Annotated in this window: 12 protein-coding genes; 7 read left to right on the top strand and 5 right to left on the bottom strand. The window is 60.3% G+C overall.

Translation table 11 applies throughout. The features are described 5' to 3' along the window. Positions 1–69 precede the first annotated feature (69 nt). The 3 genes from ASTEX_RS19645 to ASTEX_RS02215 form a co-directional block, all read right to left on the bottom strand. The gene (locus ASTEX_RS19645; RefSeq protein ID WP_013477978.1) at positions 70–513 is read right to left on the bottom strand and encodes an NINE protein; all 444 of its coding nucleotides are present in this window, start codon (positions 511–513) and stop codon (positions 70–72) included. A gap of 148 nt (positions 514–661) precedes the next feature. Continuing rightward, positions 662–2,074 carry a glucuronate isomerase gene (uxaC, locus tag ASTEX_RS02210; protein ID WP_013477979.1) on the bottom strand — a complete coding sequence of 471 codons (1,413 nt, stop codon included), beginning with the start codon at positions 2,072–2,074 and terminating at the stop codon, positions 662–664. Between the two features lie 146 nt (positions 2,075–2,220). Next, positions 2,221–3,309 carry a LacI family DNA-binding transcriptional regulator gene (locus ASTEX_RS02215; protein ID WP_013477980.1) on the bottom strand — a complete coding sequence of 363 codons (1,089 nt, stop codon included), beginning with the start codon at positions 3,307–3,309 and terminating at the stop codon, positions 2,221–2,223. A gap of 303 nt (positions 3,310–3,612) precedes the next feature. Here ASTEX_RS02215 and ASTEX_RS02220 point away from each other — a divergent pair, with 303 nt between their 5' ends. Beyond that, entirely contained in the window at positions 3,613–5,100 is a 1,488-nt protein-coding gene (locus ASTEX_RS02220) for a UxaA family hydrolase (RefSeq protein WP_013477981.1), read from the top strand. A gap of 122 nt (positions 5,101–5,222) precedes the next feature. Beyond that, positions 5,223–6,662 carry a mannitol dehydrogenase family protein gene (locus ASTEX_RS02225; protein WP_013477982.1) on the top strand — a complete coding sequence of 480 codons (1,440 nt, stop codon included), beginning with the start codon at positions 5,223–5,225 and terminating at the stop codon, positions 6,660–6,662. 194 nt (positions 6,663–6,856) lie between these two features. Here the strand turns inward: ASTEX_RS02225 and ASTEX_RS02230 are convergent, their stop codons facing one another. Together ASTEX_RS02230 and ASTEX_RS02235 are read right to left on the bottom strand one after the other, a co-directional pair. Further along, positions 6,857–8,269, bottom strand: a complete 1,413-nt coding sequence (locus ASTEX_RS02230) for a helix-turn-helix domain-containing protein (RefSeq protein ID WP_013477983.1) — start codon at positions 8,267–8,269, stop codon at positions 6,857–6,859. Positions 8,270–8,272: 3 nt separating this feature from the next. Next, a complete protein-coding gene (locus ASTEX_RS02235; RefSeq protein ID WP_013477984.1) occupies positions 8,273–8,704 on the bottom strand; it encodes a T6SS immunity protein Tdi1 domain-containing protein in 432 nt (143 codons plus the stop codon). A 182-nt stretch (positions 8,705–8,886) separates the two neighbouring features. Here ASTEX_RS02235 and ASTEX_RS02240 point away from each other — a divergent pair, with 182 nt between their 5' ends. The 5 genes from ASTEX_RS02240 to ASTEX_RS02260 all read left to right on the top strand — a co-directional run bounded on the left by ASTEX_RS02240 (position 8,887) and on the right by ASTEX_RS02260 (position 11,511). Beyond that, on the top strand, positions 8,887–9,066 hold the full coding sequence (locus tag ASTEX_RS02240) for a hypothetical protein (RefSeq protein WP_013477985.1): 180 nt from the start codon (positions 8,887–8,889) through the stop codon (positions 9,064–9,066). After that, positions 9,063–10,352, top strand: a complete 1,290-nt coding sequence (gene aceA, locus ASTEX_RS02245; protein WP_013477986.1) for an isocitrate lyase — start codon at positions 9,063–9,065, stop codon at positions 10,350–10,352. The genes ASTEX_RS02240 and aceA overlap by 4 nt, the downstream gene beginning before the upstream one ends. Before the next feature lie 27 nt (positions 10,353–10,379). Continuing rightward, positions 10,380–10,589 carry a hypothetical protein gene (locus ASTEX_RS02250; RefSeq protein WP_013477987.1) on the top strand — a complete coding sequence of 70 codons (210 nt, stop codon included), beginning with the start codon at positions 10,380–10,382 and terminating at the stop codon, positions 10,587–10,589. Between the two features lie 136 nt (positions 10,590–10,725). Further along, entirely contained in the window at positions 10,726–10,944 is a 219-nt protein-coding gene (locus ASTEX_RS02255) for a zinc-finger domain-containing protein (RefSeq protein WP_013477988.1), read from the top strand. 99 nt (positions 10,945–11,043) lie between these two features. Then, positions 11,044–11,511 carry a lactoylglutathione lyase gene (locus ASTEX_RS02260; protein WP_013477989.1) on the top strand — a complete coding sequence of 156 codons (468 nt, stop codon included), beginning with the start codon at positions 11,044–11,046 and terminating at the stop codon, positions 11,509–11,511. The last annotated feature ends 83 nt before the right edge of the window (positions 11,512–11,594 follow it).

The raw sequence follows: 11,594 nt of genomic DNA on the forward strand, positions 1-11,594 counted from the left end.
GCCTCGCTGGAAACAGCGGGGCTCTTTTTCTTTCTCACTCCCTGCGGCCTTTTCAGGTGGCCGATGCGTCTATTGTAAGCGGGCCAGTAGAGCCTGACGCTTTTCTTCGTATTCGGCTTCGGTAATGGCGCCGGAATTTCTCAAAGTCGCGAGCGCATCCATTTCGGCCGATAAATCATGCGCTGTAAAACGGGCGGGGGGTGTCACCGAAGCGTTGGATTTGAACTGAGCCGCCAGCGCCATATTCGAGCGCTCAACGGTTCCCGGAATGATAAAGGCGTCAATCAGAACCCAGATTCCCACGCCCGCCATCAGGAACAGCCCAACCAAAAGCACGGCGGTCAAAACACCTAAGATCATCAGGACCAGTTGCGTGATCGCAACGCCATTGCGCCCCAGATAGAAATTGTGCGCGCCAAGCCCGCCGAGAAAAAACCACAGCACATAGGCTAACGCGATCGACTTTTTGCGGGCATCATAGGCCATCATGGCCTGCGTGTTATCGTAGGTCATTACCCCCTCCACTCTGTACACACACAAAGTACAGACCTTGGGCGGGGGGTCAGCTACCGGTTATGTGGGGCAGTAGGACACGCAAACGAATGCCCCTCCGGCGGGACCGAAGGGGCGGACACATAAGACAGCGTGGCGTCGTTTCGACCTAAAGCTTATAGGCCGCCTTGGGCAGGTTATAGGTCAGGTCCTTGATCGTTTCAGCGGCGTCTTCCAGTTCGAGGCGGTGTTCGACCACCAGACGCGCGAGGAAGTTGGCGTCGATGCGGCGGGCGACGTCGTGGCGCGCCGGGATGGACAGGAAGGCGCGCGTATCGTCATTGAAGCCGACCGTATTGTAGAAGCCGGCGGTTTCGGTGACCTGTTCGCGGAAGCGTGTCATGCCTTCGGGCGAGTCGTGGAACCACCACGACGGGCCGAGCTTCAGGATCGGATAGTGCCCGGCCAGCGGGGCCAGTTCGCGCGAATAGGAGGTCTCATCCAGCGTGAACAGAATGACCGTCAGGTTCTTTTCATTTCCGAACGCATCGAGCAGCGGCTTGAGATCATTAACATAATCGGTAGCCAGCGGAATGTCGCAGCCCTTGTCACGCCCGAAGGTTTCAAAGATCGTTTGGTTGTGGTTGCGGAACGATCCGGGGTGAATTTGCATGGTCAGCCCGTCATCAAGGCTCATGCGCGCCATTTCGGTCAGCATCTGGGCGCGGAACAGCTCGGCATCGGCGGAGGTAAATTCCCCGGCGATGATGCGGTTGAACAGGGCTTCGGACTCTGCGCCCGACAGATTGGCGGTCTTTGCCGTCGGGTGGCCGTGGTCGGTCGAGGTCGCGCCCATCTCCATAAAGAAATCACGGCGTTTGCGGTGAGCGGCGAGATAGCCCTTCCAGCTATAGACGTCTTCGCCCGACAGGTCGGCAAACACCTTCAGCTTGTCGCGGAAGTCCTCGTGTTCGGCATCGATAACCGGATCGGGGCGGTAGGCTGTGACAACGCGACCCTTCCAGCCCGACGCGCGAATTTTCTGATGGTGCTCAAGCGTGTCGGTCGGCGACTCGGTGGTGGCCAAAAGCTCGATATTGAAGCGTTCAAACAGAGCGCGCGGCTTATAGGCGTCGGATGCCAAAAGCTCACCGATGCGGTCGAAATACTCATCCGCCGTCGTCTCATCAAGGCGCTTGTCAAAGCCCATAATTTGACCGAAGACGTGGTTCATCCACATGGCGGTCGGCGTGCCGCGGAACAGGTGTTGATTAGCGGCAAAAATTTTCCACGCCGTGCGCGGATCGGCGGTCGAAGGCCCGGCCTTTGACCCCACGCCCAAATCGTTTAAGTCATAGCCCTGCGAATAGAGCATGCGGTAGATGTAGTGGTCCGGTGCCAGGAACAGCTCGGTCGCGCTGCCGAAATTGGCATTATCGGCGAACCATTGCGGGTCCGTATGACCGTGCGGCGACAGGATGGGGTAATCCTTGATCAGCGCATACAGCTCGCGGGCCACCGCTCGTTGCGCCGGGTCTGCCGAAAACAGACGGTCTTCGTTCAAAATCAAAGGCTTGGACATGTGATAGATACCGAAACAAAGCGAAACCGTGGACCGTTCTGTCTGGATTTTGTGACGGTCTTCGGGCTCATGATCTCCCGTTGCAACAGGTAACCGGTGTCATCGCTTTTATCAATGTCTAATTTAGACTCGTTCGCAAAAACCGGTCAGGGTTTGAACGACGGGTCTGCCGGGCCGGTCGATTCCCGAACGATCAGGGCCGTATCAAAGACGGTGCTGTCCTTGCGGTTTTCCGCCAGCAGGGCATCGGCGGCCGCGCGGCCGATGTCGCGGATGGGTGCGCGCACGCTGGTCAGGCCGGGGGTAACGCGGGCGGCGATGGGGGCGTCGTCATAGCCAACCACGCTAAGGTCATCGGGCACGCTGAGGCCCAACTCGGCGGCGGCCTTATAGACACCAACCGCCATTTCGTCGTTGGAACTAAAAATGGCGGTTGGGCGCGGTGATTGCGACAGCAGCGCCTTGCCGGCCACATACCCCGACTCGAATGTATATTCCCCCTGCACGATCAGGGCGCTATCGAGCGTCAGGCCGCGCGCCGTCAGCCCCTCATCGAAGCCCTGCCGGCGTTGGCGCGCCGAGGCGTAACCTGCCGGGCCCGAGATGAAGCCGATACGGCGGTGTCCCAGATCGGCCAAATGCTCTGCCGCTGCACGGCAGCCCATGCGATCGCGCGACACCACTTGCGATGAGACGATAGGCGGCGTGTTTTCTTCACCGGGCATGGCGGTGATGCGCACATAGGGCACGTCGAGATCATCCAGCGCGGCCAAAAGCTGACGGTTTTCGGCAATGGGTGGCAGGACGATCACGCCCGACAGGCGCTGCAATTCCACGAATTCGCGGATTTCGTCGATAAAATCCGGGCTCGTCTTGTCGCACGGGTGGACCACCAGTTCGGTGCCCGAACCGCGGATGAAATCCAGGACGCCATTTTGGATGTTTATGACGTACTGCGCATTGGGGTTGTCATAGACAAGGCCCAGCAGGAAGGAGCGGCGAAAGGCCAGACCGCGCGCCTGCGGGTCCGGTTTGAAACCGATGCGGGCGATAATGGCATTGACCTGATCGCGGGTTTCGGCGCGTACCGATGGCGAATGGTTGATCACCCGCGACACTGTCTTCTTCGAGACGCGCGCCAGCGAGGCCACATCGTTGATCGTCGCCTTCTTTCGGCGCTTCAGGAAATCTTCGACGGGATCGGGGACGCCTTCGGGAAGAGCGGTCGTGGTCATGTGTGAGTTTTGCTTCCGGCCTGAATTGCGAAACGGTCACATACAAAAGTCCGTTTCATCTGTTATGTTTAGCGGTAAATGGCGGTTGCGGGCAAGCGCGCAGATTTTCCGTCCATAGCCCTGTTACGCCTCTTGCCTATCTACCGCGTTCAGAGGTATGACACCGGTTACCAACCGTCAACATAAAAAACAGCGTTCGCGATCCCGCCTCTGCGGGCGTCGGACGTCAGAAAGACAGCGATTATGCCCGACGACTCTTCCTCCTGCGCGGCCCTAGGGCCCAAGGATATCAAGGCCCCGGCTATGGTGCGCTATGTGCGCGTGCACGCCACCGACGATGTGGCGATTGCGGTCGAAGCGCTGAGCGCCGGGGAGGTGCTGGATTTTGGCGATGTGCAATTGACGCTCGGAACCGACATCCCCAAAGGGCACAAGATCGCCCTGCGTGACATCGCGGAGGGTGCGCCGGTGCTGAAATTTGGCTTCCGTATCGGGCACGCCATCGCACCGATCAAGACCGGTGAGCACGTCCATACGCACAATCTGTCCACCTCTCTGACCGGGGTTGAGGATTATGACTACGCGCCCGTGGCCGCCGAAGGGCCGGGCTCGCGTCCCGATGCGCGCACCTTTATGGGCTATCGCCGTGCGGACGGCCGTGTCGGTATCCGCAATGAAATCTGGATTTTGTGTACCGTCGGCTGCGTGGCGCGCACCTCTGAGCGGCTGGCCAAGGTGGCGAGCGAGCGCTTTAAGGGCCGCGTCGATGGTGTCTATGCTCTTACCCATCCGCTCGGCTGCTCGCAACTGGGCGACGACCTGAACCATACGCGCAAACTGCTGGCGGCGCTGGCGGCGCATCCCAATGCCGGCGGCGTGCTGATCGTCGGTCTGGGCTGCGAAAACAATCAGCTCAGCGCCCTGATCGGTGAGATCGAAGGCCGCACGCCCGACCGCCTCAAATACTTCGCCGCCCAGATGGTCGAAGACGAGCACGAGTCGGGCCTTGAGGCGCTGGAAGCCCTGGTGCAGGTGGTCGAAAAGGATCAGCGCGAACTGTGCCACGTCTCGGACCTCGCCATCGGCGTCAAGTGCGGCGGTTCGGATGGCTTTTCGGGCCTGACCGCCAATCCGCTGGTTGGACGTGTGGCCGACATTGTGGCGCTGGCGGGCGGTCAGTCAATCATGACCGAAATCCCCGAAGTCTTCGGGGCCGAGCGCATTCTGATGGCCCGCGCCAAGGACGAAGGGGTGTTTCATCAGATCGTCGATGTGGTCAACGACTTCAAACAATACTTCCTCGACAACAACCAGCCGGTGTTTGAAAATCCGTCGCCGGGCAACAAGGCCGGGGGCATCTCCACACTGGAAGAAAAATCGCTGGGAGCTGTGCAAAAGGGCGGTCTCAGCCAGTTGACCGAGGTGCTGCGCTATGGCGAGCGCGCCACGCAAGCAGGGCTGTCGCTCCTCGAAGCGCCGGGCAATGACGCCGTGTCTTCGACGGCGCTGACGGCGGCCGGGGCGGTGATCGTGCTGTTCACGACCGGGCGCGGCACGCCGCTGGGCTTTCCTGCGCCGACGCTGAAGATCGCCTCGAACACCGCTCTGGCCGAAAAGAAGCCGCACTGGATCGACTTCAATGCCGGTCAGGCGCTGGAGGGCAAGACGCTGGACGAAACGGCCGACGACCTGATGGACCTCATCCTGCGCGTGGCATCGGGTGAGCGCGCCAACAACGAAAAGAATGACGAGCGCGAAATCGCCATCTGGAAGAATGGTGTCACCTTGTAGGTATCATGGGGAAAACAGCGTTTCCCCTGTGCACCGTCTTCGCTATAGTAGAGAAAATTCCTTGGGGCGGCCCGGCGTAATTTTTCGCAGTTTAGCCGCTTTAACAGTCTGAAAGAAAACGCATGACCCGCCTGTCGCTTGCCACCTTGTCCGATCTCTCTGCAGACGTGATCAAACCCGCCTACGATCCGGCGAGGGTCTCGGTCGGAATTGTCCATTTCGGTCCCGGCGCTTTTCACCGCGCCCATCAGGCGGCCTTTGTCGATGCTCTGCTGGCGACAGACCCGCGTTGGGGCATCTGCGGTGTGTCATTGCATTCGAAGGGGGTGCGCGATGCGCTGACCCCGCAGGACGGCCTCTACACGCTGGCTATTCTCGACGAAAAGATCGAGTATCAGATCCTCGGTTCGATGCGCGAAGTGCTGGTCGGGCCGGAGGACATCGACGCCGTGCTGGAACGTCTGACGCGCCCCGAAGTGCAGATCGTCACCTCGACCGTCACCGAGAAAGGCTACTGCCTTGATCCGAATTGGGAACTTGATTTCGCCCATCCTGATATTGTGCATGATCTGGCCCACCCCCAGACACCGAAATCCTATATCGGCTACGTGGCCGAAGGCCTGCGCCTTCGCTATGCCGCAGGCTTGGCCCCCTTTGTGCTGATCCCTTGCGATAACCTGCCGAAGAATGGCCACCGCCTGAAGGCCGCCGTCGTGGCCTTTGTGGCGAAGAATGATGCGGCGCTGGCGGCGAAGATCGAGGCCGATCTGGCCTGCCCCTGCACCATGGTGGACTCCATTACCCCCGCGACCGACGACGCCCTGCGCGAGCGGGTCAATGCGGCGGTTGGCCTCCAAGACGCCTGGCCGATCCAGCGCGAAGCCTTCACTCAGTGGGTGATTGAGGAACACAACCACGACGGCGGTCCGGACTGGGCCTCGGTTGGCGTCATCCTGACCGACAATGTCCCGGCCTATGAGCGCGCGAAGCTGCGTCTGCTCAACGGCCCCCATTCGACGATCGCCTATACCGGCCTCCATAAGGGCATCGAGAGCGTGTCCGAAGCCATGAAGGACGCGGAGCTGGCGCAACTGGCGCGTGACCTGATGTTGAGCGACGTAGTGCCGCTGCTGGAAGCCCCGAAGGGCCTTGACCTGAATGCCTATTCCGAAGCGATTCTGAAACGCTTCCGCAACCCTGCCATCCGTCACCTACTGTCGCAAATCGCCTGGGACGGCTCGCAAAAGCTGCCGATCCGCCTCCTGTCGTCCCTGTCCGAGGCGCTGGAAAAGGGGCAGGATGTGAGCCGCTTTGGCGTACCGCTGGCCGCGTGGATGCGCTTTATCCGTGCGAAGGCTGTGGCCGGTGAGACGATCACCGATCCCCTGGCCGATGAGCTGATCGCCCTGGGCAAGGGGCTGAAAGATGAGCTGTCAGACGTGGCGACCTGCCTTGCCTACCGCAAGGTCTTCCCTGAAGCGCTGGCTAATGACCCCCGCGTTATCGCCGCCGTCGAAGGGGCCTATCAGACGCTCCTGTCCCGAGAACAGGTGGCCGCGTAGGAAGCCCTTTACCGCATCACCTTTAAAGCGGAACGATTCCATCAGAGCGAAATGACTTTAGGTGGGGTCATTCCGCTCAAGCCGCTGTTAAGTCGGCGGCCAAGGTGGTGCAGCTCTTAGCCGGCGAGGGGCTAAACTCATCTGGATCAATACTGTTTCCACCCAAAACAAGATGTTCCAGAAATCATTCCGCTTCAAAATGGAAACGCCGTGGCCGACTTGATCCACTCATCTACGGACAGGGTCTTGGTCACTGGAGGCGCCGCGCGTTCGCGGCAATTCGGGCGTTCGCACAGCCGGCACATGGGCCCGGTTTCGACCGCCGCCGGGGTGTTGAGGTCGAGCCCCTTCGCATAGACCAGCTTTTCGGCGTATTTCAACTCGCAGCCCAGCCCCAGCGCCTGCTCGCTGTAGGCCCCGCCATCCCAGCCGCGCAGGCCCCGGTCGAGCGTGCGCGCCAGCGTGAAATAACGCGCCTTGTCCGGCGTTTCGATCACCTGGGTGAGGATGCGGCCCGGCGACTGAAAGGCCTGATGCAGGTTCCAGCGCGGGCAGGCCCCGCCAAAGCGCGAGAAGGGGAACCTGCCCGCCGCAAAGCGTTTGGAGACATTGCCTGCGGAATCGATGCGCATCATGAAAAAGGGCACACCGCGGCGGCCGGGCTGTGACAGGGTGGTCAGGCGGTGCGCCGCCTGCTCGAAACTGACGCCGAACGGGGCGCGCAGCAGTTCCAGATCGTAGCCACAGGTTTCGGCCGCCTCATGAAAGCGGCTATAGGGCATCAGGGTCGCTGCCGTCAGATAGTTGAGCAGCGCGATCTTGAACAGCCGCGCCGAGGCGAGGTCTGGCGCCTTGGCGCGTTCGACGCGTGCATTCAGCTCTGTGCCATGTAACGACAGGGCCAGTTGATAGACGATGGCGAAGGCGCGCGAGGAGGGGGCGAGCGTCTCCGACAGCATCAGGCGACGCCGGTGCGGATCGTAGCGCCGCTGATAGATGAGCATGACCGAGGCCGGCATGAAGCGTACGCCGATACCGAATTCGCTTTGCAGCCGACGTTCGGCAGCGGCTTCGAGCGTGTGGGGATCGCCGCCCAGCGCCTCGAACAAAGCCTCGCCGCGTTCATCGAAGTCCGGGAAGTAGTTATTGGCCGCCTGTACCTGATCGCGCGTCCAGTCGGCGGGCGAATGTTCGTTGAGGATTTCCGCCGAACTGAGGTCGATCACCTCTCTCACCTTGCGTTCCTTATAGGCGCGATAAAGCCGCAGCATGGCCTCGGCCACTGTGGGGGAGGCGGCGACCAGATCGGCAATTTCACGGCGCGGTGCGTGCAGGTCCTTGAACAACGGATCGCTCAGCACTTCGGCCAGATCGGCCTCACCCGACGGATCGGCCTCCGCGGTGAAGGTGCGCATATCGAGATCATAGGTCGAGGCCAGCTTCAGCAGCACCTGCGCCGTCACCGGGCGCTGATTGCGCTCCAGATGGTTGAGATAAGAGGGCGACACGCCGAGGTCTTCGGCCATGCGCGTCTGGGTCAGGTTCAGGTCGTGCCGCAGGCGTTTGACGCGGCCGCCGAGGAAGAGTTTGCGATCAAGTTCCGACATGGCCTAGTCCACGACCTTCAACTGAATTTGCCCGCCATTTGGGACATCCTTAATGTGAAAAGCGACATGGCCCGCCGAAGCCATCACCTGATCCGTGGGAGCTTGAGCTATGTTGTCTACGGCATATTCGCCGCCCAGAGGTGTCCAGAGCTTTAGACAGTAGCTGTAGCCCTCATGTAGATCGCCAATGGTATCGCGTGCCATTTCGACCAAGCGTTCCATTTTCCAATCCACCTGAAAATCCGCGTCCTGCAACACCAGTCTATAATTCGCGTCATCACGGGCAATGGGTTCGCACAAGAGGTCTTCGGGGCATATTCTCCGGTACTGGCCATCCAAAGAGCGAAACAGAACATTTCCGAAGGCATTCACCGCCATCACCTGATCGACTTCGAAGCCAAGCCAGCCCCATTCCTTTTGAATGATGTCGCGCATGTTTCTGACGGCCTGAGCAAGTGAGACTTTGAAGTCATTTAGTCACAATTTTACAAATTCAACAAGGTCGGGTTTTGCCAAATGACCCGGTATTCACCCGCTAATCTCTCCATTATCGCTCATTTCTAGCGCTTAATCGTCCCATCAACAGCGCGGCCCAGCCGCCGGAAAGGAGACGTATTATGACAAATTCACCCTTTTTCACACCGTTTCTGAGCCCATTCGATCTTGTGGCTGCCTATGCGTCCTCGTTCGGCGCTGCGGCCGTTCTGTCGCGTCAGGCCGCCCTGATGGCTCACCGCGAAAGCCTCAATCCCACCACCCCCCGGCCGGAGCGTCGGGATACGGAGACCCTGTCATGACCACTTTCGAGCACCTGGTGCCCAACGCCCCGAAGGGACGCTTCAACGGCATTACCCGTCCTTACACGCCGCAGGAGGTCGAAAAGCTGCGGGGTTCGGTGTGGGTCCGCAACACGCTGGCCGAGCGCGGGGCCAACCGCCTGTGGCAGCTGCTGCACGAGGAGCCCTTTATCAATGCGCTGGGTGCCGTCACCGGCAATCAGGCCATGCAGATGGTGCGCGCCGGGCTCAAGGCCATCTACCTCTCTGGCTGGCAGGTCGCGGCGGACGCCAACACCGCTTCGGCCATGTATCCGGACCAGTCGCTTTACCCGGCCAATGCCGCACCGGAACTGTGCCGCCGCATCAACCGCACGCTTCAGCGCGCCGATCAGATCGAGCATTCTGAAGGCGGCGCGAAACGCGACTGGTTCGCCCCCATCGTCGCCGACGCTGAGGCCGGCTTCGGCGGGCCCCTCAACAGTTTTGAGATTATGAAGGCCTTTATCGAGGCCGGGGCGGCAGGCGTGCATTTTGAGGATCAACTGGCTTCTGAAAAGAAGTGCGGCCACCTCGGCGGTAAGGTGCTGATCCCGACCCAGGCGCATGAGCGCAATCTGATTGCGGCCCGGCTGGCGGCCGACGTGCTGGGGGTGCCGACGCTTACCGTGGCGCGCACCGATGCCGAGTCGGCGCAGCTCATTACGTCTGATATTGACGAGCGCGACCATCCATTCATCGACCGCGACAGCCGCACGCCGGAAGGCTTCTTCCGTCTGAAGCCCGGAACGGGGCTCGATCATTGCATCGCTCGCGGTCTAGCCTATGCCAAATACGCCGACCTGCTGTGGTGGGAAACCTCGCACCCGGACCTTGACGATGCGCGCCGCTTTGCCGAGGCCGTGCACAAGGTTCATCCGGGCAAGCTCTTGGCCTATAACTGCTCGCCGTCCTTCAATTGGAAGGCGAAGCTGGACGAGGCGACGATCGCCAGATTCCAGCGCGAGTTAGGGGCTATGGGCTACAAGTTCCAGTTCGTAACGCTGGCCGGCTTCCACTCGCTGAATAACGGCATGTTCGAACTGGCCTCCGGGTACCGCGACCGCGGCATGGCGGCCTATTCCGAGCTTCAGCAGCGTGAATTCGCCAATGAGGCGGCGGGCTATACCGCTACCCGTCACCAGCGCGAGGTCGGTACCGGTTATTTCGACAAGATCGCCATGACCATCACGAATGGTCAGTCCTCGACGACCGCCTTGAAGGACTCGACCGAAACCGCTCAATTTCAAACAGAGCCCGCAGAGTAAAACCCGCACAATAAAGGAGAGTGCCGCATGAACGCCTACACCCGTCCTGATGCCATTATCGACTTCTGCCTCGCGCCGCTGAACCTCAATGCGGATGCGGCCGCTACGCAAGAGACTCGTCGCCGCCTTGAACACGTCCTTCGGACCTATCAGCTTAAGCTGGCGCAGCCGGTCGAGGTCGATTTCACCCGTATGCCCACCCTGACTATCAATGAGGCGGCTCACGGATACGAGTAGGGGCGTCACCCCTGACAGAAATGACGCCTTTTCCACCTGCCCCTTCGCTGAACCTCGGCGGAGGGGCTTTGTTCATTTGACGCGCGGCGCGGCTTTCAGTAAGGCTTGGCCAACCTCCCTGAGTTAGCTGGGCCTTATGTCTATGAGCACCGTTCCTCCTCCTGAAGTCATCTATGTCGATGGTCACAAGGTCGCCTGCAATGGCGGCGGTGGCGCGCTGGGTCACCCTATGGTCTATCTGGAACTCGGGGCCAATGGTGAGGTCGAATGCGGCTATTGCGACCGAAAGTTCGTGCATAAGGACCATGCGCACGAGTATCAAAGCCCGGCACCGCGCCCCGAGGGCGACCACTAAAGCCAGCGGATCTGAGGTCATCAGTTCCGCTCTTTGGTCTTTTGTTTAGCGCACTTTTTCATCCAAGAAGTGCGTCCCACTTTTTTGGAAAGTGCTCTGATGAGATATCTTCACACGATGATCCGCGTGAAAGATCTGGACGCGGCGCTCGATTTTTATTGTCGCGGTCTGGGTCTATTCGAAGTGCGCCGCACGGTGAGCGAAAAGGGCCGCTTTACGCTGGTCTTTCTGGCCGCGCCGCTGGATTCAGCCACAGCGACAGTAAATGGTGGCGACCGCGCCGCGCCGCATGTCGAGCTGACCTACAACTGGCCGGACGAAAATGGTAATGTCGAAGATTATACGGGCGGGCGCAATTTCGGGCACCTGGCGTATGAGGTCGATGACATCTATGCTGCCTGTCAGCACCTGATAGATATGGGCGTCGTGATCAACCGTCCGCCGCGCGATGGCAACATGGCCTTTGTGCGCTCTCCGGACGGTATCAGCATCGAACTGCTGCAAAAGGGGGCACCCAAAGCGCCGCAGGAACCGTGGGCCAGTATGCCCAATATAGGGAGCTGGTAGAGGTTTAGCTGAGAGAAACACGAAAAGCCGTTGGGAATTCCCAGCGGCTTTTTGGTGGCTTCGACTGGCCACCCACTCGTCAT

It is taken from the genome of Asticcacaulis excentricus CB 48 (genome assembly GCF_000175215.2).
GTDB classification, from domain to species: Bacteria; Pseudomonadota; Alphaproteobacteria; order Caulobacterales; family Caulobacteraceae; genus Asticcacaulis; species Asticcacaulis excentricus.